The 21,051-nt window shown below is 61.3% G+C and carries 20 protein-coding genes and 1 pseudogene; 9 read left to right on the forward strand and 12 right to left on the reverse strand.

The window, feature by feature from the left end; all coding sequences use genetic code 11:
• Positions 1–41 precede the first annotated feature (41 nt).
• Positions 42–1,118 carry a 3-deoxy-7-phosphoheptulonate synthase gene (locus GTQ41_RS18695; RefSeq protein WP_003226802.1) on the forward strand — a complete coding sequence of 359 codons (1,077 nt, stop codon included), beginning with the start codon at positions 42–44 and terminating at the stop codon, positions 1,116–1,118.
• 63 nt (positions 1,119–1,181) lie between these two features.
• Here the strand turns inward: GTQ41_RS18695 and GTQ41_RS18700 are convergent, their stop codons facing one another.
• Positions 1,182–1,463 (reverse strand): GNAT family N-acetyltransferase, encoded by a 282-nt coding sequence (locus GTQ41_RS18700; protein WP_025113131.1) that lies wholly within the window; start codon positions 1,461–1,463, stop codon positions 1,182–1,184.
• Positions 1,464–2,098: 635 nt separating this feature from the next.
• Between GTQ41_RS18700 and oprI the strand changes: the two genes are divergently transcribed.
• On the forward strand, positions 2,099–2,350 hold the full coding sequence (gene oprI, locus GTQ41_RS18705; protein ID WP_025113130.1) for an outer membrane lipoprotei OprI: 252 nt from the start codon (positions 2,099–2,101) through the stop codon (positions 2,348–2,350).
• Between the two features lie 123 nt (positions 2,351–2,473).
• Here oprI and GTQ41_RS18710 read toward each other — a convergent pair whose 3' ends face one another.
• The 3 genes from GTQ41_RS18710 to GTQ41_RS18720 all read right to left on the reverse strand — a co-directional run bounded on the left by GTQ41_RS18710 (position 2,474) and on the right by GTQ41_RS18720 (position 4,538).
• Positions 2,474–3,445, reverse strand: a complete 972-nt coding sequence (locus GTQ41_RS18710) for a L,D-transpeptidase family protein (protein ID WP_041069516.1) — start codon at positions 3,443–3,445, stop codon at positions 2,474–2,476.
• 136 nt (positions 3,446–3,581) lie between these two features.
• Positions 3,582–3,875 (reverse strand): hypothetical protein, encoded by a 294-nt coding sequence (locus GTQ41_RS18715; RefSeq protein ID WP_003226812.1) that lies wholly within the window; start codon positions 3,873–3,875, stop codon positions 3,582–3,584.
• Between the two features lie 57 nt (positions 3,876–3,932).
• Entirely contained in the window at positions 3,933–4,538 is a 606-nt protein-coding gene (locus GTQ41_RS18720) for an arylesterase (RefSeq protein ID WP_047295484.1), read from the reverse strand.
• A 10-nt stretch (positions 4,539–4,548) separates the two neighbouring features.
• On the opposite strand from GTQ41_RS18720, the gene GTQ41_RS18725 reads away from it, so the two are divergent.
• The 3 genes and pseudogenes from GTQ41_RS18725 (at position 4,549) to greB (ending at position 8,269) form a co-directional block, all read left to right on the forward strand.
• Positions 4,549–5,232 (forward strand): ABC transporter ATP-binding protein, encoded by a 684-nt coding sequence (locus GTQ41_RS18725; RefSeq protein WP_041069503.1) that lies wholly within the window; start codon positions 4,549–4,551, stop codon positions 5,230–5,232.
• Positions 5,232–7,737, forward strand: a pseudogene (locus GTQ41_RS18730) (ABC transporter permease). The gene GTQ41_RS18725 and the pseudogene GTQ41_RS18730 overlap by 1 nt, the downstream one beginning before the upstream one ends.
• 34 nt (positions 7,738–7,771) lie before the next feature.
• Positions 7,772–8,269, forward strand: coding sequence for a transcription elongation factor GreB (gene greB / locus GTQ41_RS18735; RefSeq protein ID WP_016770885.1), 498 nt, complete (start codon positions 7,772–7,774; stop codon positions 8,267–8,269).
• Positions 8,270–8,272: 3 nt separating this feature from the next.
• Here the strand turns inward: greB and GTQ41_RS18740 are convergent, their stop codons facing one another.
• The 3 genes from GTQ41_RS18740 to GTQ41_RS18750 all read right to left on the reverse strand — a co-directional run bounded on the left by GTQ41_RS18740 (position 8,273) and on the right by GTQ41_RS18750 (position 10,795).
• A complete protein-coding gene (locus GTQ41_RS18740; protein ID WP_003226820.1) occupies positions 8,273–8,581 on the reverse strand; it encodes a hypothetical protein in 309 nt (102 codons plus the stop codon).
• A 249-nt stretch (positions 8,582–8,830) separates the two neighbouring features.
• Positions 8,831–9,265 carry a DoxX family protein gene (locus GTQ41_RS18745; RefSeq protein ID WP_007964771.1) on the reverse strand — a complete coding sequence of 145 codons (435 nt, stop codon included), beginning with the start codon at positions 9,263–9,265 and terminating at the stop codon, positions 8,831–8,833.
• Between the two features lie 108 nt (positions 9,266–9,373).
• Entirely contained in the window at positions 9,374–10,795 is a 1,422-nt protein-coding gene (locus GTQ41_RS18750; RefSeq protein ID WP_047295489.1) for a transglycosylase SLT domain-containing protein, read from the reverse strand.
• Between the two features lie 236 nt (positions 10,796–11,031).
• Here GTQ41_RS18750 and GTQ41_RS18755 point away from each other — a divergent pair, with 236 nt between their 5' ends.
• The 3 genes from GTQ41_RS18755 to GTQ41_RS18765 all read left to right on the forward strand — a co-directional run bounded on the left by GTQ41_RS18755 (position 11,032) and on the right by GTQ41_RS18765 (position 14,083).
• On the forward strand, positions 11,032–11,838 hold the full coding sequence (locus tag GTQ41_RS18755; RefSeq protein ID WP_047295491.1) for a TatD family hydrolase: 807 nt from the start codon (positions 11,032–11,034) through the stop codon (positions 11,836–11,838).
• Between the two features lie 209 nt (positions 11,839–12,047).
• Positions 12,048–13,529 (forward strand): methyl-accepting chemotaxis protein, encoded by a 1,482-nt coding sequence (locus GTQ41_RS18760; RefSeq protein ID WP_047295493.1) that lies wholly within the window; start codon positions 12,048–12,050, stop codon positions 13,527–13,529.
• 188 nt (positions 13,530–13,717) lie between these two features.
• Positions 13,718–14,083, forward strand: a complete 366-nt coding sequence (locus GTQ41_RS18765) for an Mpo1-like protein (protein ID WP_047295495.1) — start codon at positions 13,718–13,720, stop codon at positions 14,081–14,083.
• 5 nt (positions 14,084–14,088) lie between these two features.
• Here the strand turns inward: GTQ41_RS18765 and GTQ41_RS18770 are convergent, their stop codons facing one another.
• The 3 genes from GTQ41_RS18770 to GTQ41_RS18780 form a co-directional block, all read right to left on the reverse strand.
• Positions 14,089–14,883 (reverse strand): acyl-CoA thioesterase II, encoded by a 795-nt coding sequence (locus GTQ41_RS18770; protein WP_047295496.1) that lies wholly within the window; start codon positions 14,881–14,883, stop codon positions 14,089–14,091.
• A gap of 221 nt (positions 14,884–15,104) precedes the next feature.
• Positions 15,105–15,869 (reverse strand): CHAD domain-containing protein, encoded by a 765-nt coding sequence (locus GTQ41_RS18775; protein WP_047295498.1) that lies wholly within the window; start codon positions 15,867–15,869, stop codon positions 15,105–15,107.
• Between the two features lie 79 nt (positions 15,870–15,948).
• Positions 15,949–16,227, reverse strand: a complete 279-nt coding sequence (locus GTQ41_RS18780; protein ID WP_041069470.1) for a hypothetical protein — start codon at positions 16,225–16,227, stop codon at positions 15,949–15,951.
• Between the two features lie 217 nt (positions 16,228–16,444).
• Here GTQ41_RS18780 and GTQ41_RS18785 point away from each other — a divergent pair, with 217 nt between their 5' ends.
• Positions 16,445–17,482 carry a patatin-like phospholipase family protein gene (locus GTQ41_RS18785; RefSeq protein ID WP_047295500.1) on the forward strand — a complete coding sequence of 346 codons (1,038 nt, stop codon included), beginning with the start codon at positions 16,445–16,447 and terminating at the stop codon, positions 17,480–17,482.
• Positions 17,483–17,623: 141 nt separating this feature from the next.
• Here GTQ41_RS18785 and GTQ41_RS18790 read toward each other — a convergent pair whose 3' ends face one another.
• Positions 17,624–18,322, reverse strand: a complete 699-nt coding sequence (locus tag GTQ41_RS18790) for a response regulator (RefSeq protein WP_047295501.1) — start codon at positions 18,320–18,322, stop codon at positions 17,624–17,626.
• Positions 18,323–18,370: 48 nt separating this feature from the next.
• Entirely contained in the window at positions 18,371–21,022 is a 2,652-nt protein-coding gene (locus tag GTQ41_RS18795; RefSeq protein ID WP_047295503.1) for a sensor histidine kinase KdpD, read from the reverse strand.
• Positions 21,023–21,051: the final 29 nt, after the last annotated feature.

Below are 21,051 nucleotides of genomic sequence, written 5' to 3' on the forward strand. Positions count from 1 at the left end.
GGATCGCTGGCGGCCGGCACCCGTGACCTGACGAGTAAACGATGGCTGATTTACCGATCAACGACCTAAACGTCGCCTCTAACGAGACCCTGATCACTCCCGATCAGCTCAAGCGTGATATCCCTCTGAGCGACGCTGCCCTGCGCACCGTCACCAAGGGCCGCGAAGTCATTCGCAACATTCTTGATGGCACCGACCACCGTCTGTTCGTAGTGATCGGCCCGTGCTCGATCCACGATATCAAGGCTGCCCACGAGTACGCCGACCGCCTCAAGGTGCTGGCGGAGGAAGTCTCCGACACCCTGTACCTGGTCATGCGTGTGTATTTCGAGAAGCCACGGACCACCGTCGGCTGGAAAGGCCTGATCAACGATCCGTACCTGGATGACTCGTTCAAGATTCAGGACGGCCTGCACATTGGTCGCCAGTTGCTGCTGGACCTGGCCGAGAAAGGCCTGCCGACCGCCACCGAAGCCCTCGACCCGATCTCCCCGCAGTACCTGCAGGACCTGATCAGTTGGTCGGCCATCGGCGCGCGTACCACCGAATCCCAGACCCACCGTGAAATGGCTTCCGGCCTGTCTTCGGCTGTCGGCTTCAAGAACGGCACCGATGGCGGCCTGACCGTGGCGATCAACGCCCTGCAGTCGGTTTCCAGCCCGCACCGTTTCCTCGGTATCAACCAGGAAGGTGGCGTGTCGATCGTCACCACCAAGGGCAACGCCTACGGTCACGTGGTGCTGCGTGGTGGCAACGGTAAGCCGAACTACGATTCGGTCAGCGTCGCCCTGTGTGAGCAGGCGCTGAACAAGGCGAAGATCAAGCCGAACATCATGGTCGATTGCAGCCACGCCAATTCCAACAAGGATCCGGCTCTGCAACCGCTGGTGATGGAGAACGTCGCCAACCAGATCCTCGAAGGCAACCAGTCGATCATCGGCCTGATGGTCGAGAGCCATCTGAACTGGGGCTGTCAGGCCATCCCGAAAGACCTCGCCGACCTGCAATACGGCGTGTCGATCACCGATGCCTGCATCGACTGGTCCGCCACCGAGAACACCCTGCGCAGCATGCACGCCAAGCTCAAGGATGTGCTGCCGAAGCGTCAGCGCAGCTGATCAGCGTTTCGCAGGCATAAAAAAACGCCGGGCATTGCCCGGCGTTTTTGTGTGTAGGGGTAATCAGATTTTCGCCGCGCGCTTCTGATGGCGCTCCATATAGCGCTCGACGTAGGAGCACGACGGAATCACCGTGTAGCCCATTTCCTCGGCGTACTGCAGCGCGCTTTCGGTCAGCGCTGCCGCGATGCCTCGACCGCGCAGGGCATTGGGCACGAAGGTGCGGTAGATATCCAGGGTCTGTTTTCCCAGATCCATATAGGTCAGGTAGGCACGATGACCGTCCACATTGGTCTCGAACTGATGACCAGCCTGGTCATGGTGGATGGACAACGCCTCGCTCATCACTACTCCTCGCGGGTCTTGAATTCTGACCCCTACCTTACCGATGTTTTTCCGGCGAAGGAACATCTACGCCACCCCGTGCCTGATGGACACCGAGAAAAGCCACACCGATCTCGCGCAACCGAGCACGTGATAAATAGTAGGCACCATTGGCAAAAATGCTCAAGGTGCGCTCGTCATCGTGCAGGTTGTACGGATAACTCCGATGGGCGTAGTGGCAGGCGCGGGGAACATATCCCGAGGCGCTCACCTGAACATTGCCGGATGTCGAGACTTAAGACGCAGGCTCTTCTTTAAAGTCACCTCAAGAGCGACAAAGATATGTGAGGCGTCATGCAAAATCGGAACAAAAGTGTAGACGAATTCATCTAGGCAGACTTGGTGCAAGACACCGAAAACAGCACGTGACAGCGGGAACTTTTTCTCATTAACTCGCTCAGGCAGGGGCTTGCAGCTGGATATTTTTTAATCAGCCCCGTTAAAAGTTGCTCGAAAAAGAATCAACGCCTACAATTTTTTTTGCTTCTTGCGCTACGTCAGTTTACTTACTACAAGTAATGGGTAGTATGTACGCCGGCTATTTCCTCAATCGGAGGAGAAAGCCACTTAATTGAAAGTCCTTGAAGGGGAACACGATGAACAACGTTCTGAAATTCTCTGCTCTGGCTCTGGCCGCAGTTCTGGCTACCGGTTGCAGCAGCGCATCGAAAGAAACCGAAGCACGTCTGACCGCTACTGAAGACGCAGCTGCTCGCGCCCAGGCTCGTGCAGACGAAGCATACCGTAAAGCTGATGAAGCTCTGGCTGCTGCTCAAAAAGCACAACAGACTGCTGACGAAGCTAACGAGCGTGCTCTGCGTATGCTGGACAAAGCTAGCCGCAAGTAATAATCCCTCGGGATTGTTATCAAGCCGACCCAGTTTCTGGGTCGGCTTTTTTGTGCCTGCAGCTTTTGTCCGGACAATAAAAAACCCGCCGACGCTTCTCGCATCGGCGGGTCTGGATCGAGCTTACTGCTGCAGGTCGATCGGCGCACTCGAGACAATCGGTGCCGAGGTGTTCGGCGTGCCGATTTCGGTTGGCAGACCGTCTTCAGCCGCCACCACATCACGCACCACATCCCAGTTCACGCGCAGATTGTTGGTCACGTCTTCGCGCTTGAGCATCGCGTTGATCACCGCGGTGTGCTTGTCGACTACCGACGGATTGCCCTTGTCGTCGATTGGCGTGTGCGCTTCCAGATAGACCTTGCCGCCACTGCTGCCGAACTTGTACGCGTCATTGAGGATACGCACCGAAGTGCCGACCGGCACCATGGCCGCCATTTCCAGCACGTTGTTGTTGAACATGCGGAAGCAGCCGTGGCTGGTGCGCATGCCGATGCCGAACTTCTTGTTCGAGCCGTGGATCAGGTAGCCCGGAGTGCCCAGGGTGAACTTGAACGGGCCCAGCGGATTGTCAGGACCGGCCGGCACCACGTTCGGCAGCGGATCACCATCAGCGGCGTGCTCGGCCTTGATCGACGCAGGAGGGGTCCAGGTCGGGTTCGGCGTCTTGGCGGTGATCGAGGTATGCGCGATTGGCGAACCCCACCCTTCACGGCCGATACCCAGCGGGAAGGTGTACACCACGTTCCGGCCTTTCGGGTAGTAGTAGAGACGGTATTCGGCGAGGTTGATCACGATACCCTCGCGCGGCCCCGGCGGCAGAATGAACCGCGTCGGCAGAACGATTTCAGTACCCGCGCCCGGCAGCCAGGCATCGACACCCGGGTTGGCCGCGACCATTTCCGAATAGCCCAGGTCGTACTTGGTTCCCAAGTCAGCGAAAGTGTCTTCGTACTTGGCCTTGATCACCTGCACCTGGCCGATGATGTCCTCACCAGGCGGTGGCAGGGGAAACTCCAATGCAGCAACAGGACCGGCCACACACAGGGCGGCAAGTGACAGGCAGCGGGTGACGGCAGGAAAGCGCGGCAACATCCGGAAAATCCTTCGCATGATCAACAAGGGTATAAGGGCGCGATTGTACACCGCGCCTCGGGAATTCGGGGAGATGCGCCGATGGGCAGCCAGAAGTCTTCATGCAGGCGCTGCCGCAGGCTGCGATCTGTTGGTCCTAAAGCTCGAAACGCAACTCAGGCCAGATCGGCGAGGTGCCGCGTTTTTGTGACTCGAGAATCGCCCGGCACAACGAACACAGTCGCTGATCCTGGAACACTCGGCGATCCACACTCGACCAGCGCGGTTGCGCCGGCAACAGACTGCCGCACAACGTGCGGTCGGCCGAGCCACCGAGTTCGAGCTGACGGGTCACCAGATGCACCCGCACTTCCTGGCAGGCGAACAGATCCAGCTGTTCGTCAGGCTCGATCAGTTGGTAGGCAAACAGGGACCAGGCAGGACGCGGCATCGGGGGCTCCAAATAAGGGGGCGCCACATTAGCCGAAAGCCTGCCACTAGAAAAGCCTCATAACAGCGGTTTTAGCGTCGGCCAGACATTTTCCAGCAACTTGCCCTGAGCCCCGACTGCCGGGTGCAGACCATCGGCCTGCATCAGCTCGGGATGCCCACCCACGCCTTCGAGGAAAAATGGCACCAGAGGGATGTTTTTCTCGTCCGCAAGTTTGCCGTAGACCTCGGCAAAGGCATCGGTGTAACGCTTGCCGTAGTTGGGCGGCAATTGCATGCCGAGCAGGAGCACCTTGGCACCGGTCTGGCGCGAGCGGTCGATCATTGCCGCAAGGTTTTGTTGCAATTGCGTTGGCGGCATTCCGCGCAGGCCGTCATTGCCGCCCAGTTCGAGGATCACCAGTTCCGGCTTATGCTCTGCAAGCAGCGCCGGCAGGCGCGCCTGGCCTCCGGCACTGGTGTCACCGCTGATAGAGGCGTTGACCACTTTGTCGTCAAAACCTTCAGCCTTGAGCCGTTGCTCGAGCAGCGATACCCACCCCAGGCGGGTATCCAGTCCGAAACCGGCGCTGATACTATCGCCAACGATCAGGACAGTACCCGCCGCTGCGTTCTGGGCCATGCACATCAAGGCCAGGCCAGCACTCAAAAACCACACACGCATCGGATTCTCCATGGGCGCAAGCATTCTCACCGCGAAGAACCTCAGCAAAGTGGTTCCCAGCGCGGAAGGTGAACTGACTATCCTGCACGAACTCAGCCTGGAACTGAACCAGGGCGACAGCCTGGCCATCGTCGGCGCGTCCGGTTCCGGCAAATCCACCCTGCTCGGCCTGCTCGCCGGTCTCGATTTGCCGAGCAGCGGCGAAGTCATTCTCGCCGGCCAGGGCCTGAGCAGTCTCGACGAGGACCAGCGCGCGCGCATCCGTGCCGAGCACGTAGGCTTCGTCTTTCAGTCGTTCCAGTTGCTCGACAGCCTCAACGCCCTGGAAAACGTCATGCTGCCGCTGGAACTCGATGGCCGCAAGGACGCCCGTGAGCGCGCCACTGAATTGTTGCAGCGCGTCGGCCTCGGCCAGCGCCTGACGCACTCGCCGCGCCAGCTCTCCGGCGGCGAACAGCAGCGCGTGGCGATTGCCCGCGCCTTCGCTGCCGAGCCCGACGTGCTGTTCGCCGACGAACCCACCGGCAACCTCGACAGCCACACCGGCGAGCGCATCAGCGACTTGCTGTTCGAACTGAACAAGGAACGCGGCACCACGCTGGTACTGGTGACCCACGACGAACGCCTGGCCCATCGCTGCCGGCGCCTGATTCGACTTGAAGCCGGGCTGCTGGTCGCCCCTCTGGAGCCTTGATGGCACGTCTGCCGCTCTTGCGTCTGTTCAGTCTCGCCCTTCGCCAATTGCTGCGCGATGCCCGCGCCGGCGAACTTCGCGTGTTGTTCTTCGCCCTGCTGGTGGCGGTGGCCGCGAGTACCGCCATCGGCTACTTCGGCGCCCGTCTCAACGGCGCGATGATGCTGCGCGCCACCGAGTTCCTTGGCGCCGACCTGGTCCTCGAAGGCAGTTCGCCGGCCCGCGACGAACAGATTCGCAGCGGCACCGAGCTGCGTTTGAATCATGCACGGGTCGTGGAGTTTTCCAGTGTCGTCGCCACCGACAACGGCATTCAGTTATCGAGCATCAAAGCCGTCGACCGCGCTTATCCACTGCGCGGCGAACTGAAAAGTGCCCCGGCGCCGTTTGCCGCCGAGACAACCGGCGGCGAACCGCAACCCGGTGAAGCGTGGGTCGAGGCACGTTTGCTGACCGCCCTGGATCTGAAAATCGGCGACAGCATCGACGTCGGCATGAAAACGCTGAAACTGACCCGCGTGCTGACCTACGAACCGGATCGCGCCGGCAATTTCTACAGCTTGACGCCTCGGGTGATGATCAACCTCGACGACCTTGCCGCCACCGGCGTGGTACAGCCCGGCAGCCGCGTCAGCTACCGCGAGCTGTGGCGCGGCGAACCGCAGGCGCTGGAAACCTATCGGCAATTGCTCAAACCGGGCCTGGCCGCCAATCAGCGCATTCAGGATGCGCGCGACGGCAACCGGCAGATTGGCGGCGCACTGGGCAAGGCCGAGCGCTACCTGAACATGGCGAGTCTGGTCGCGGTCCTGCTGGCCGGCGTGGCCGTGGCGCTGTCTGCAAACCGCTTTGCCAGTCGTCGCTTCGACGCCAGTGCCTTGCTGCGCTGCCTCGGTTTGTCGCGTCGAGAAACCATGCTGTTGTTCAGTATTCAACTGAGCGTACTGGGTCTGTTCGCCGCCCTCAGTGGTGCGGTGCTTGGCTGGCTGGCACAACTGGGGCTGTTTGCCCTGCTGCATGATCTGCTGCCGGCAGATGTCCCGCCGGGCGGCCTGTTTCCGGCAATGGCCGGCATCGGTACGGGACTGGTCGCACTGGCCGGTTTCGCCCTGCCACCGCTTGCCGCGCTGGGTCGGGTGCCTCCACTGCGCGTGCTGCGCCGTGACATGCTGCCGATTCCGTCGAGTACCTGGATGGTCTACGGCGCGGCACTGGGCGCACTGGGTCTGATCATGTGGCGCCTGAGTCTGGATCTGTTGCTGACTTTCGCCCTGCTGGGCGGCGGTGTAATCGCGGCGCTGGTATTGGGTGGTTTGCTGTTGTTGCTGCTCAACAGCCTGCGACGGATGCTCGCCCGTGCGCCGCTGCCGTGGCGCCTCGGTCTGGGGCAGTTGTTGCGTCATCCGCTGGCGGCGGCCGGGCAAGCGCTGGCGTTCGGTCTGATCCTGTTGTCGATGGCATTGATCGCTCTGCTGCGCGGCGAGCTGCTCGACACCTGGCAAAACCAGTTGCCGAAAAACGCACCGAATTACTTTGCCCTGAACATCCTGCCCGCGGATAAACAGGCCTTCACCGACCACCTGATCAAAGTCTCGGCTCAAGCGGCACCGTTGTACCCAGTGGTGCCAGGACGGCTGATCAGCATCAACGGCGAACCGGTGCAGCAGATCGTCAGCAAGGATTCCGCCGGCGACCGTGCAGTGCAACGCGACTTGAGCCTGACCTGGGCCGCCGACTTGCCGGCCGGCAACACGCTCACCGCCGGTGTGTGGTGGACCGGGCAACCCTCGGAAGACATACCGGGCGTGTCGGTGGAAGGCAAAGTCGCCGAAAGCCTCAAGCTCAAACTCGGCGATCGCATGGTGTTCAGCGTGGGCGGGGTCAATCGTGAAGCCAGGGTCACCAGTCTGCGCGAAATCAATTGGGACAACTTTCAGCCGAACTTCTTCATGATCTTCCAGCCCGGCACCCTGAGGGATCTGCCGGCGACTTACCTGACCAGTTTCTATCTGGCACCTGGTCACGATCAGCAGATTGTCGAGCTGTCACGAGCATTCCCGGCGGTGACCATCCTTCAGGTCGAAGCTCTGCTGGAACAACTGCGCAGCATCCTCGCCCAGGTCACCCTGGCGGTGGAGTATGTATTGTTGTTTGTGCTGGCGGCGGGGATGGCGGTGCTGTTCTCTGGCTTGCAGGCCACGCTGGACGAGCGCATTCGCCAAGGCGCGTTGTTACGCGCACTGGGCGCGCAACGGCAGTTGCTGGTCAAGGCGCGGCGTATCGAGTTCGGTCTGCTCGGCGCGGTCAGCGGTTTGCTGGCGGCCATCGGTTCGGAAGTGGTGAGTCTGGTGTTGTATCGCTTTGCCTTCGATCTGCCATGGCATCCGCATCCATGGCTGCTGGTGCTGCCATTAATTGGCGCCGCACTGATTGGCGGTGCCGGGGGTGTTCGGCACGCGTCGAGCACTGAATGCGAGTCCGCTGACAGTCTTGCGCGAGGGTTGATAGACTCCAGCCTTCGTCACCAGAAGAAGTTGCCATGAGTCGTTATCGCCCTCCCCGCACCGCCGGCACCGCGCTGATCACCCCTGAAGGTGAAGCGCGGATGCGCGCCGAATTCCATGAACTGTGGCATGTGCGCCGCCCGCAAGTGACGCAGGCAGTCAGCGAGGCAGCGGCGCAGGGTGATCGTTCGGAAAACGCGGAGTACACCTACGGCAAGAAAATGCTGCGCGAGATCGACAGCCGCGTGCGTTTTCTCACCAAGCGACTCGAAGCACTGAAGGTCGTCAGCGAAAAACCCAGCGATCCGAACAAGGTGTACTTCGGTGCCTGGGTGACCATCGAGGACGAAGACGGCAAGCAGTCGCGCTACCGTATCGTCGGCCCGGATGAACTGGATCTGAAACTGGGTCTGATCAGCATTGACTCACCGCTGGCTCGTGCCTTGATCGGCAAGGCGCTGGACGCCGAGGTTCGGGTGCAGACGCCAACCGGTGAGCAGTTTGTCTATATCGTGGCGATCGAGTATCCGTAACTCTCAGCGGCGCGTGATCAGTCCCTGCCGCGCAACGCGGGTCAGTTGCTTAATCATTTCTGGCGCGTCTTCAGCGCTCGGCGCCTGAATCACGGCGAGGTCAAAACTGTCACTGGCAAAGCGCGCCAGCGACTCGCCGTCTTCAACGAACTGGATCAGGAACGCGGCAGGACCGCCGCTGCGGCGTGGCCAGCCATCCAGATAACGCAACAGCGTCGGCTGGTGTTTGCCGCCAAGCAGGATTTTTGGATTGCGTTGGGTGATATGTGCCGTGATCGGCGCGGGACGTGCTGGAGGGCGTAGTGCATTCATCGTGTCGTGTCTCTGCCTCAAAAGTCTGCATGGCAGGTGAGAGGCAACACCGAACCAGCGCTTTAGCGGTATTTCGAAGCCCTGTTCCGGCTTCTGACGGCAACTGTCTGAGTCACCTGGCGCCCCGCAAGTAGCTGTTTAAATCGGCGCATGTGCAACATCCTAGAGAACGTGACCGATGAGTGTCAAGAATCAGCCACAACAAAAAAAGGCCCGCACAATGCGGGCCTTTTGCTTGATCCAGAGCGCTCAACCGGCGATGGCGCGATCCACCGACAGCTTGCCGGCGCCCTCGATCATCACCGCGAGGCTGCCACCGAGCAGCGCCAGGGCAAACTCGTAACCGTTGTTGGCCATGAACAGACCATTGCTGATGTGCACGGTGAAGATCGCCACCAGCGACAGGAAGGTCAGGCCCAGCGCCGCCGGGCGCACCAGCAGGCCGATGATCAACGCCAGACCGGCAAAAAACTCAGTGCCGCCGGCCAATGTGGCCATCAGGTAACCCGGGTGCAGACCGATGCTGTCCATGTACTGCGCGGTGCCTGCCAGACCGTAACCGCCAAACAGACCAAAGAGTTTTTGCGAACCGTGGGCGGCGAAGATCACGCCGACCGCGATACGCAGAATGGTCAGGCCGTAACCGGCGCGGGTGAACAGAACCTTGTTGATCAGTGAGCTCATGGGGCATTCCTTGTTTTGCGAGAAGTGTGTTGGGATTGGCCGCTATATTAATCAGTTAAATTCATGTTAAAAGCGCAATTATTCCGCCATAACAATCAAATTATTTGATCATTTACGTGAGGCGACTTTCTGTTCCCGGGGCTCCAGTGACTCCCGCTCCCGGTCGAACGCCAGGTAGTACTTGTTCACGCTATTAACATAGCTGACGGGGCCCATGCCCACCTGCTCCATGGCGATGCGCTCGACCTGAAAAAACCACTGGTTGGGATTCAGCCCGCGCCGCCGAGCCTCGGCGCGCATGCCTTGCACCCGTTCCGGACCGATGTTGTAAGCGGCCAGGGTGAACGCCATGCGCTCGCGCTCATTGAGTTTCGGACTGTTGAAAAACTTGCGACGGATCATCGCCAGATACTTGGCCCCGGCCTGCACATTCGCATCGAGATTCTGGATGTTGTTCACACCGACCCGCTGCGCCGCGGACGGGGTGATCTGCATCAACCCGGTCGGGCCGCTGCCGCTGCGGGCGCCGGGTTGCAGGGCCGACTCCTTGAAGGCCAGCGCCGCCAGGTTCAGCCAGTCCATGTTCTGCGCATCGGCGTGTTTTTGCAGCGTCGGGCGCAGTTTTTCCAGACGCTGACGGTCAGCCTTGGCCAACGGATAGTGCACTTGGTAGAGGCGCCGATAGATCCGCAGAAATTCGGCATCCTCGTTCGCGGGTTTCTTGTAGCCGCCGAGGAAGCGATCAATGCTCGCCCGCAGCATCGAGGCATCACGACGCACGAACCAGTACTCCTCACCCGGTTCACTGATCATCAATTGCCGGTCAAAACGCAGCTTGGGCAGGATCTTGCCCCAGCGCTCGGCGATCGGTTGCTCAACGATAGTCAGGTGGAAGATTCCGCCCTGCACCATCTCCAGCACGTCCTCGACCGCCAGCGTCGGATCGACCCATTCGATCTTGATCGGTGCCAGTTTGTGCAGCGCCAGTTTCTGATTGAGCTGGCTGACCGCGTCCCCCGCCGCACTGCCGGTGGGCAAGGCCAGGGTCTTGCCGGAAAGCTGCTCGACCTTGGTGTAACGACGCTCGCCCTTGATACCGACCAGCACCAGCGGCACGTTGCTGGCGATCGGCTCACTGCTGGCAACCGCGTGGCCCGGCTGCAGATCAAGCAGCTCGCCGGGCGCCACCAGATCACCTTCGCCGCGTTGCAACGCGCCGAGCAGTTGATCCTTGGCTTTGGGAATGATTTTGAGAGTGACTTCCTGGCCATCGCGCGCATGGCCATTGAGGTATTGCTCGAAGGCGCGCAGGCGATGGTATTCGACACCGATGGCCTGGCCCTGGACTTCTCCGGAGCTGTTGCGACTCTGGTTGACCAGCACTCGCAGTACGCGGCTGCTGCGTATCTCTGACAGGTCGCGGACCTTGGCGGCCGGCACGGCTTGCTGTGGCCCGGGCAAGCGCGCAACCGCCGTTATCGGCAGTAGCAGCGACGCACACAACAGAAGCAAAACCGAGGGACGATGCATCCACTCTCCGGAAAGAATACGGGGCGTTTTTTAACCGCTGAACGGTCGAAATCGCCGACGAAAACAGAGCGCCTGGAGCGCTGGCAAAGTGCGAGAGACTGGCACAGTGATGGCTTATCCGCCACCCGGGCTCTGTCACGGCATCAAAAGACAGCTATAACTCTTTGTAGTTCTTGGTTTTTCTTATAAATCTACAGCTCTGGTATGCTTTCCGGCCTTCGGCCCGAGGTAGAACCATGCAACTCATCGATATCGGCGTCAACCTGACCAACCCCGGTTTTGCTGAAAAACATCAGGCCGTGCTCGACCGCGCCTACGCCGCCGGGGTTTGCCAACTGGTACTGACCGGTACCAGCGTCGAAGGTAGCGAACAGGCGCTGGAGCTATGCCGGCAACTGGATGACGGTGGCCAACAGCTGTTCGCCACCGCCGGCATTCACCCGCATTCGGCCAGTGACTGGAATGCTGACAGCGCGCGCCGGTTGCGCAGTCTGCTGCACGAGCCAAACGTGGTCGCCGTGGGTGAATGCGGGCTGGATTTCAACCGTGATTTCTCGCCGCGCCCGCAACAGGAAAAAGTCCTCGAAGAACATCTGGCGCTGGCGGTAGAACTGCAATTGCCGGTGTTTCTCCACGAACGCGATGCCAGCCAGCGTCTGCTGGAAATCCTCCGGGACTTTCGTGATCAACTGCCCGCCGCTGTGGTGCACTGCTTTACCGGCGAGCAGAAAGCCTTGTTCAGTTACCTGGATCTGGATCTGCACATCGGCATTACCGGCTGGATCTGCGACGAGCGCCGCGGCACGCACCTGCACTCGCTGGTCAAGGAGATCAAACGCGGACGACTGATGCTCGAAAGCGACGCGCCGTACTTGCTGCCCCGCACCCTGCGGCCAAAGCCGAAGAACGGCCGCAATGAGCCGGCGTATCTGACCGAAGTATTGCGCGAAGTGGCGCTGCACCGAGGCGAGAGCGAGGAAGACCTGGCGGCGCACACCACCGCGTGTGCCCGTGCGTTCTTCAACCTTCCCGCCCTTCCCTGACACACCGAAATTCTCCTGTGGGAGCGAGCCTGCTCGCGAAAGCCGTGGTTCAGATGGCATGGGTGTTGGCTGACACGCCCTCTTCGCGAGCAGGCTCGCTCCCACAGGGGGAATGTGTTCTTTTGATATGTATCAAGATCTTCAGATCTGCATGGCGGCACAATGCTGGCACCTTGCCAAAACTGTTTCCGCTATCAGAGAAGACCTCCATGGGTGCCTGGCTTAGCAATATCTCGCTGAAATACAAATTCTGGGCGGTCAACGCGGTCGCTTTCGTCACCACTCTGTTGCTGGTGCTGTACGCCGTGCAACTGGAACAGCAGGCGCGCAGCCACGCGGCGCAGGCCTCCGCCCAGGCCCAGGCACAATTGCTCAAGGCCTGGCCGGCCGGGCAGGCATTGCCCAAGGCTGATCAGATTCTGACCTTCAAACGCGGGGAAGCGCCGCGCCTCAACGATCAGCCGGTGCTGGAGATCAGTGACAACAACGGCTGGAACGAAATCAATCACCTGCCATTGTTCGGCAATAACCCGTTAATGGGCGCCGAAGTGTTCAGCCGTGCCGACGGCGAGCAGGTGGCAGTCATTGCCTATGGTCCAAGCCTGGCGCAAGTGTTCAGTGAACGTTTTGCCAACTACGCGGTGGCAGTGTTCATCCTGATGCTGGCCATGCTCGGCGCTTCGCAACTGCTGATCCGCTTCCTGCTCAGCCAACTCAACACATTGAAAGACGTGATGCTGCATGTGGAGAAAAGCGGTGACCTCTCGGCTCGCGTGCCGCTGGCGTGCAAGGACGAAGTCGGGCAGATGGCCAACGCGTTCAACGCGATGCAGGCCGGTTACCAACGGGTGGTCACCACCGTCGCCAACACTGCGCGACAACTCGACGTCGGTGCCGCGCGCCTGGCGGCGAGCATGAACGAAGTGCGCCACGGCATGCTCGGCCAACAGAGCGAAACCGATCAGGCCGCCACCGCAATCAACGAGATGACCGCCACGGTTTATCACATCGCCCAGCACGCCGGCGCCACCCGCGATCTGTCGCAGACCGCCGATGGTCTGGCCGGCAGCGGTCAGCAAGTGGTCAGTCGCGTACAGCAATCGATTGCCGGACTCTCCAGCGGCGTGCAGCAGACCGCCGAAATGATCCAGCGCCTGGCCGAAGACAGCCAGAAGATCAACGGCGTGGTCAGCGTGATTCACAGCATCGCCGAGCAAACCAACCTGCTGGCGCTGAACGCCGCCATCGAAGCAGCCCGTGCCGGCGAGATGGGCCGCGGTTTTGCGGTAGTCGCCGATGAGGTGCGCAACCTGGCGAAACGCGTGCAGACCTCCACCGATGAAATCACCACCATGGTCTCGGCGCTGCAGGCCGGCACCCGCGATGCGGTGGACTTCATGCAGGAGAGTTCGTACAAGGCCGACGACTGCGTGCAGCAGGCACAGGAGGCTGGCGAGGCGCTGGCGGAAATCACTGGCGCCGTGGCGCAGATGCGCGAGAGCAACACGCAGATTGCGGTGGCGGCCGAGCAGCAGAGCCAAGTGGCGGAAGAGATGAATCGGGCAGTGGTGAGCATTCGTGATGTGACCGAAAACACCGTGCAGCAGACCGTGGATTCGGCGACCACCAGTAATGAGTTGGCGACGTTGGCCGGGGAGCTCAACAAGGCAATCGGGCAGTTGAAACTCTGAAGATCAAAAGATCGCAGCCTTCGGCAGCTCCTACAGGTATACGCATTTCAATGTAGGAGCTGCCGAAGGCTGCGATCTTTTTTTGTTCACCATTACTATGATGCCAATAGCCAACCTTGATTCGCCGCCCCACCCGCCCCGGCCTATTCTTCAAGCATGTGTTCAACATGGATCGAGGAGTAGTCAACATGGGCAAACGTCATCCCAACCTTCCCGCGTGGCAATGGCGCGCGTACCCGAACAATCACCAGCACCCGACCAATCTGGTGTTGCACCTGATCGCCGTGCCGTTGTTCATCGTCGCATTTCTGTTGATCGTGTCCGGAGTGTTCAGCCTGAGCCTGGCCAGTGTCGCCATCGGCGTAATCGGGATTGTCGCGGCGCTGGGTTTGCAGCGCCATGGCCACAGCCTGGAGGCGCAAGCCTCCGAGCCGTTCAGTGATCGCAAAGATGCCGTGTCGCGCTTGCTGGTCGAGCAGTTCCTGACCTTTCCACGGTTTTTCCTCAGTGGCGGCTGGTGGCGCGCCTGGCGGGAGCGCCATCGTCGGCACTGAGTGACTCAGGCAAAAATCGTCACGGTCTGGCGACTCATGGCGATCAACTCCCCCTCCGAGCTCCACAGCTTGGCGGCCACATGGCCGTAACCATCAGCCGCGTACTCGATATCCGCCAGGTATTTGCACCAGTCCAGGGTGCTCAAGTCGCGTAACGGCTGCACGAATTCAATGGTCCAGGTCAACGTGCTGCCCGGCGCCGGTTTCTTCAGATACGGCAACAGTGCCGGAGGCCAGGCATCCACCAGCGCCAGCAGATGCGCTTCATTGACCGGTTCTTCCTTAACGTCTCCACGCAAGCGCACCCAACCGCCCATCTGCCGCGATTTATTGCCAGTGAACGGCATGCCGCCGACACTCCAGCGCATCGCCAGATGCCGCATGAACTCCGGGGTCACGCCTTTGATATAGGGCAACTCCTGGCAATCGTCCCAGTGCTTCATCTCGGCTGCCGGATAGGCTGCCACCGCGACTTCCGAAGGTCGCGAGGCACCAAAGCTGCCTTGCACAATCGTGACCACCTGACCGTTCTGCAGGGCACGGCCCAGCACTTGGCTGACTGCTTTGCCTTCACGCAGCACATCGACTTCGAAACGCACCGGTACGTCCGGCTCAACCGGGCCGACAAAGGTGATCGCCAACGAACGCACCGGGCGCTCGGCCGGCACTTTCGCGCGCATGGTTTCGTATTGCAGCGCCGCGACCAGGCCGCCAAAACTGGCCCGGCCCTGACCCCATTCGGCGGGAATGGTCACTTCTGGCTGGCGACGAACCGCCTCGAGCAGATCGGAAAAGCGCATGACAACCTCGGCAAGCGAAAAAGGAATGCAGCGATCTTAACCAGCATGGCAGAGCGTCGCAGCGTCTATTCCGGTCAAATGGACTGACAGAAAGGCCTTACCCCGATTTCCCATTCAAACAAAACCCCCTGCAGGAGCTGCCGAAGGCTGCGATCTTTGTTTTTTAAAATCAAAAGATCGCAGCCTTCGGCAGCTCCTAGAGGGGCCGGGTAATATCGAGGTTATTTGAAGCAGGCTGAACTGAGTTTTTCCAGAACCCGATCCGCCTTGGCTTCAGCCTTGATCAGGCCCGCCTGCCAGGTCGCGACGCAGGGTTGCAGATCGCTTTCCTGCTCGGCCCGCGCCAGCCACTGCCAGCAATCGTGCCAGTCGCCCAGCGCACCCTGCGCCGACTTCAGCCGCTCCAGCGCCGGCTCAGGCAGGCGATCCAGTTCCGGATAGGCTTCGATGCCATACCGCACGCGCTTGATCAGCAAGCGCAGACGATGCCGGTCATGGGCCGGATCGTGCAGGGCCTCGTCGAGTTTTTTCCATTGTTTGTGCAGGCGTTTTTCGATGCGTTTGCCCAGCCCCTTGAGCAGACCCTGACGCTCGGAGGCACGCAAAAATCGCGGGAAAGCGTCGAGGATGATCAGCAGCGAAGCCACTTCGGCGCTGGCTGCCAACGCTGGATAGGCTTCGTCCATTTGCGCCATGCGCCGCTGCGCCGCTTGCGGTTGATCATGCTTGAGCAGGTACGCCGCCAGCACCTCGCGGTCGCGCCACGGCGTGGTCAACTGCCCCACCGCGGATGCCGCCACTTCCAGTTGCTCGACACCGGGCAAGCCACGCAAGGGTCGCAACAGGCTGCGCAAGCGCCGTACCGTAGTGCGCAAGTCATGCAGCGCCTCGGGGTCGGTACGCGCAGTCAAGCGCGCCTGACAGGCCAGCAAACGCACTTCCAGACTCAGGACATGAGCCACCAACCGGTCAACCAACGCAGACATCACTTGCTCCTGATTCACATGGCTTGAAGGATGAGTCTGCCGTCAGAAGGCAGGCGCATCCTTGCGTCAAGTCAGCAGCTTAGCGTCCGGCGCGGGATTCGCGAATATAGAAACGGGCTTTCTCGGCCTTTTTGCTGCAGCCTTCGAAGCCTTCGAATTGCTGTTGAGTCTTGGCCGCCGTCAGCAACGACAGCGCCTTGGAGTAACTGACCGTGCCGGCAAAACCTTCGGCCTTGGCCAGGTCCAGTTCATGCCACGCCGCATCGAGCTGACTGCCACAGCTGTCACGATAAGCAGTCTTGCCAGCGCAACCGGCCAATGCCAGCGCAATCAACGGCACACAGATCCAGGCTTTCATCACTCACACCTCAAAATAGGTCAACAGTCGTGCAGGTAAGACGTTACGGCGCGGGAAAAGTGCCTTGGCGCCCCATGAATCTGCGGTGACCAAAGCATAGCGCCGAGTGGTCACGCCGTAGCGAAAAAACGACGCGCCTGCGGCTCCGAACGACCCTGACGATTGTCGCCCGCCCCCGGATGGGTGCATTGTGAAGCCTTGTCGGGGAGGAAGCTTGATGAAAAAGCGTGTCGCACTGGTGTTGGGCTCCGGTGGCGCCCGGGGTTATGCCCATATCGGAGTCATCGAAGAGATCGAAAGACGCGGTTACGACATTGCCTGCATTGCCGGTTGTTCGATGGGGGCGGTGGTCGGAGGAATCTATGCGGCAGGCAAGCTCGATCAGTACCGCAACTGGATCGAAACCCTCGACTATCTGGACGTGCTGCGGCTGGTAGACGTGAGCTTTCGTCTCGGGGCCATTCGCGGCGAAAAGGTCTTCGGACAGATCCGCAAGATCGTCGGCGAAATCAACATCGAAGACCTGCGCATCCCCTACACCGCGGTCGCCGCCGACCTCACCAACCAGCAGGAAATCTGGTTTCAGGAAGGCTGCCTGCATCAGGCGATGCGCGCCTCGGCGGCGATCCCCAGCCTGTTCACGCCGGTGATGCAGGGCAATCGGATGCTGGTGGACGGCGGCATTCTCAACCCGTTGCCGATTGTGCCGGTGGTGTCCAGCCACTGCGACCTGATCATCGCGGTCAACCTCAACGCCACCAACCAGCGGCATTACAAATTGCCGGTAATTCAGCGCCCGCCAGCCTTTCGTTCGCGCTTTGACAGCCTGCTCAGTTCGCTGGGTTCGAAGATGCCGTTCCGCCGCAAACAGGCCGAGCAATTGCTGCTGCTTGAACAGGAAGCCCTGCGTGCGGAGGCGGCGGACATCAACCCGTGGCTGGAAGGCAGCGAACCGGAAAGTCAGCAACCGGCAGCGGCACCCGAGCGCGAAGGCGCGCCGAAGTCCGCCACCGGCTCGTTCATCATCGACAACGTCGGACCGGCGTCACTGCTGGACTTGATCAACCAGAGTTTCGAGGTGATGCAGACCTCGTTGGCGCAATACAAGATCGCCGGCTATCCGCCGGACATCCTGATCAACGTGCCGAAGCGCGTGTGCCGGTTTTTCGAATTCTACAAAGCGCCGGAACTGATCGCGTTGGGGCGGGAGATTGCGCGGGATACGCTGGATCGGTATGAGAGTGAACAGGGTTGAAATCCCGGATGTCTGGCAGGGCCTCTTCGCTGGCAAGCCAGCTCCCACAGGGTTTTAAGGTGTTATTGAGATTTGTGTAGCACACCGGCCACTGTGGGAGCGGGCTTGCCCGCGAAGAGGCCAGACCAGGCAATACAAAAACTACAGACTGTTGTCACTCAACAACCGATACCCAACCCCCGCCTCAGTCACGATAAACCGCGGCCGAGTCGGATCATCCGCCAGCTTCTGGCGCAAATGTCCAACGACAATCCGCAGGTAATGACTGTCCTCGGTATGCGTCGGCCCCCAGATGTCCTTGAGCAATTGCTGCTGGGTGATCACCCGCCCCGGATGCCGTGCCAGCTGCGCCAGCACCGCGTATTCCTTGCGGGTCAGCGCCACTTCGGCGCCATCGAGCAACACCCGCCGATAGGCCAGATCCACGGTCAACGGGCCGAACGTCAGCGCCGCCTGTTGCGCCTCGCCGGCCGGTGCCTGACGCAACAACGCGCGGACCCGGGCGAGAAACTCCTGAATGCCGAACGGTTTGGTCACGTAGTCGTTGGCGCCGCCATCCAGCGCCTGGACTTTCTGCCCTTCGCTGGCCCGTACCGAGAGCACCAGCACCGGCGCGGTGGCCCACTCGCGAAACTCGCGCAGTACCTGCTGGCCATCCATGTCCGGCAGGCCGAGGTCGAGCACCAGCAAGTCGGGCTTGTTCAGCGCCGCCTGTGCCAGGCCTTCGGCCCCCGTGCCGGCCTCGAGCACTTTGTAGCCTTGTGAGGCGAGGCTGATGCGCAGGAATTTACGGATCTGCGGTTCGTCATCGATGACCAAAATGGTCGCGGTCTGGCTCATGAATTCACATCAACACAAAAGATTGGCAAGAGAGTAGCGCAGTCGCGATCAGGCTTCATGGTCCATCCCCGGTTGCGCCTGCAACGGCAGGTGCAAGGTGATGCAAGTGCCGCGGCCGTCGATGCCGTCGGCGACGCTGATCCGCCCGCCATGCGCGCCGACCATGCCCTGACAGATCGCCAGCCCCAGACCGGTGCCCTGCCCGCCGCGATCACCACGGGCGGCGGTGTAGAACATGTCGAAAATCTTCGCCCGCTCGTCCTCGGGAATTCCCGGGCCTTCGTCGCTGACGGAGAAGAAAATCCCTTCGTCATTGGCGCCGGCACTCAGTTGCAAACGACCGTGTGGCGGCGAGAAGCGCGCAGCGTTTTCCAGCACATTGACCAGCGCCTGCTCGATCAGCGCCGCGTGCACGAACAGCAGCGGCAACTCGGCCGGCACATCGGTGCTGACTTGCAACGGCGCGAGCACTGCACGCAGGCGATTGAGCGAGCTGCCGACGATGTCCGCCGGCGCTACCCAGTCGCGCGCGAGCTTCAATGCACCGTGGCCGAGGCGGGTCATGTCCAGCAGGTTCTGGATGTAGCGGTCGAGGCGTTCGGCTTCATCGCGCGTGCCTTCGAGCAACTCGCGGCGATCCTCCAGCGGGATCGCTTCGCCGAGGGCGAGCAAGCTGTCGATGCTGCCGCGCATGGCGGTCAGCGGCGTGCGCAGATCGTGGGATACCGAAGCCAGCAGCGCACTGCGCAATTGCTCGGTTTCGCCGTGCAGGCGCGCGGCTTCCAGATCGTCCGCCAGCTGCGCCCGGGCCAATGCCTGCGCCAGTGGCTGACTCAACGCGGTGAGCAGGCGTCGACGCTGCCCGCTCAAAGTCTGGCCCTCTTTGGCGCAGACCCCGAGCAGCGCCAGCGGCCCGTCTTCCACCGACAGCGGCCACCACCACCAGCGACCGAATGGCAGCGTGCCGGTGCCCATGCCCGCCGGTTGATCGTGCTGCCAGGCCCAGTCGGCGGCAGCACGTTCGGATTCGCTGAATTCCAGCGGCCCGCCGGTCTCGACTTTCCAGCCGCCCTGACCGTCGCGGTTGAGCAGGCACAATTGCAGGTCGCTCCAGCCATTGAGGTGCTGCGCGGCAGCGCTGATCACGGCCTGACGATCCGTCGCCGCCGTGAGTTTGCGCGACAGGTCGAGCAGCTCGGTGGTCTCTTCCTGCGTGTCGCGCAGCGCCTGCAACTGCCGTCGCTGACGCGCAGCGAGATTACCGGTGAGCGCCGCCATCAGCAGGAAGAACAGCAAGGTCAAAACGTCTTCTTCGCGCTGGATGGCGAAGGAAAAATTCGGCGGAATGAACAGAAAATCGTAGGTCAGAAACGACAGCGCCGCACAGGCCAGCGCCGGCCCCAGACTGCTGCGCACCGCCACCAGCAGCACCGCCGCGAGAAACACCAGCGAGATGTTCGGCAGCGGCAAAATACTCGAGACCGCCCACGCCAGGGCACTGGCCAACAGCGTGGCAACCAGCGCCAACAGATAGTCGAACCAGACCAGCGTCGGCGTCGCCCGCAGACGCGGCTGCGGGTGTTCATGGTCGTTATCGAGGACGTTGATTTCCAGGCCGTGGGCCTGGCGCAACAAACGCGCGGCGAGCCCACCACCGAACAGACGACGGCGCAGACTCGGCCGCGACTGGCCGACCAGCAGCAGACTCGCACGGCGTTCGGCGGCATGCTGGATCAGGGTTTTTGCCACTTCGCCCGCGCGCAACAACACCACCTCGCCGCCGAGGCGTTCGGCCAGTTGCTGAGCGTTTTGCAGGCGCAGGCGCGATTGCTCGTCGCGCACCGTGCCGTTGTCGACATGCACCAGGCTCCACGGCAAATGCCGACGCTGGGCCACGCGGCTGGCGTGACGCACCAGGCGTTCGGCATGCGCGTCGCCATCGACGCCGACCAGCAACCGACCACGCACCGCCGGAGCCGCCTGACCGAGTTGGCGATAGCCTTGCGCGAGATCGTTATCAACCTGCGCGGCCGCCGTTTGCATCGCCAGTTCACGCAACGCGGTGAGGTTGGTCTGGGTGAAAAACGCATCGATCGCCGCCCGCGCCTGTTCCGGCACGTAGACCTTGCCTTCGCGCAGACGCTCCAGCAGCTCGCGCGGTGGCAGGTCGATCAGCAGCAGTTCGTAGGCTTCCTGCAGCACCCAGTCCGGCAGGGTTTCGCGCACCTGCACACCGGTGATGCCGCGCACCTGATCGTTGAGACTTTCCAGGTGCTGGACGTTGACCGTGGTGTAGACGTCGATGCCGGCGGCGAGCAGTTCCTGAATATCCTGCCAGCGCTTGGCGTGGCGACTGCCCGGGGCGTTGGTGTGCGCCAGTTCGTCCACCAGCACCAGTTTCGGCTTCGCTGCGAGCAGACCGTCGAGGTCCATTTCTTCGAGCATCACGCCACGGTATTCCGAGCGCACCAACGGCTGCTGCGGCAAACCGCCGAGCAGCGCTTCGGTTTCTGCGCGGCCGTGGGTTTCGACGACGCCGGCGATGACTTTAACGCCCTGGCGCAATTGCGTGTGTGCGGCCTGGAGCATGGCGTAGGTTTTGCCGACGCCGGGAGCGGCGCCGAGGAAAATCTTCAGCCGACCACGGCCGTCGCGGGGCAGGTCTGCTAACAGCGCGTCGGCGCGGCCGGAGTCGCTCATGCTTGATCTCTTCAGTCAGATGTTTATGC

The organism is Pseudomonas sp. AN-B15, assembly GCF_019056475.1.
GTDB classification, from domain to species: Bacteria; Pseudomonadota; Gammaproteobacteria; order Pseudomonadales; family Pseudomonadaceae; genus Aquipseudomonas; species Aquipseudomonas parakoreensis.

Bases quoted from the DNA above. Each gene is read 5' to 3' on its own strand.
- GTQ41_RS18720 (WP_047295484.1), bottom strand. From the start codon at position 4,538: ATGCGTGTGTGGTTTTTGAGTGCTGGCCTGGCCTTGATGTGCATGGCC.
- GTQ41_RS18695 (WP_003226802.1), top strand. From the start codon at position 42: ATGGCTGATTTACCGATCAACGACCTAAACGTCGCCTCTAACGAGACC.
- GTQ41_RS18725 (WP_041069503.1), top strand. From the start codon at position 4,549: ATGGGCGCAAGCATTCTCACCGCGAAGAACCTCAGCAAAGTGGTTCCC.
- greB (WP_016770885.1), top strand. From the start codon at position 7,772: ATGAGTCGTTATCGCCCTCCCCGCACCGCCGGCACCGCGCTGATCACC.
- GTQ41_RS18790 (WP_047295501.1), bottom strand. From the start codon at position 18,322: ATGAGCCAGACCGCGACCATTTTGGTCATCGATGACGAACCGCAGATC.
- GTQ41_RS18795 (WP_047295503.1), bottom strand. From the start codon at position 21,022: ATGAGCGACTCCGGCCGCGCCGACGCGCTGTTAGCAGACCTGCCCCGC.
- GTQ41_RS18775 (WP_047295498.1), bottom strand. From the start codon at position 15,869: ATGTCTGCGTTGGTTGACCGGTTGGTGGCTCATGTCCTGAGTCTGGAA.
- GTQ41_RS18760 (WP_047295493.1), top strand. From the start codon at position 12,048: ATGGGTGCCTGGCTTAGCAATATCTCGCTGAAATACAAATTCTGGGCG.
- GTQ41_RS18785 (WP_047295500.1), top strand. From the start codon at position 16,445: ATGAAAAAGCGTGTCGCACTGGTGTTGGGCTCCGGTGGCGCCCGGGGT.
- oprI (WP_025113130.1), top strand. From the start codon at position 2,099: ATGAACAACGTTCTGAAATTCTCTGCTCTGGCTCTGGCCGCAGTTCTG.
- GTQ41_RS18780 (WP_041069470.1), bottom strand. From the start codon at position 16,227: ATGAAAGCCTGGATCTGTGTGCCGTTGATTGCGCTGGCATTGGCCGGT.
- GTQ41_RS18710 (WP_041069516.1), bottom strand. From the start codon at position 3,445: ATGTTGCCGCGCTTTCCTGCCGTCACCCGCTGCCTGTCACTTGCCGCC.
- GTQ41_RS18700 (WP_025113131.1), bottom strand. From the start codon at position 1,463: ATGAGCGAGGCGTTGTCCATCCACCATGACCAGGCTGGTCATCAGTTC.
- GTQ41_RS18755 (WP_047295491.1), top strand. From the start codon at position 11,032: ATGCAACTCATCGATATCGGCGTCAACCTGACCAACCCCGGTTTTGCT.
- GTQ41_RS18740 (WP_003226820.1), bottom strand. From the start codon at position 8,581: ATGAATGCACTACGCCCTCCAGCACGTCCCGCGCCGATCACGGCACAT.
- GTQ41_RS18745 (WP_007964771.1), bottom strand. From the start codon at position 9,265: ATGAGCTCACTGATCAACAAGGTTCTGTTCACCCGCGCCGGTTACGGC.
- GTQ41_RS18770 (WP_047295496.1), bottom strand. From the start codon at position 14,883: ATGCGCTTTTCCGATCTGCTCGAGGCGGTTCGTCGCCAGCCAGAAGTG.
- GTQ41_RS18765 (WP_047295495.1), top strand. From the start codon at position 13,718: ATGGGCAAACGTCATCCCAACCTTCCCGCGTGGCAATGGCGCGCGTAC.
- GTQ41_RS18715 (WP_003226812.1), bottom strand. From the start codon at position 3,875: ATGCCGCGTCCTGCCTGGTCCCTGTTTGCCTACCAACTGATCGAGCCT.
- GTQ41_RS18750 (WP_047295489.1), bottom strand. From the start codon at position 10,795: ATGCATCGTCCCTCGGTTTTGCTTCTGTTGTGTGCGTCGCTGCTACTG.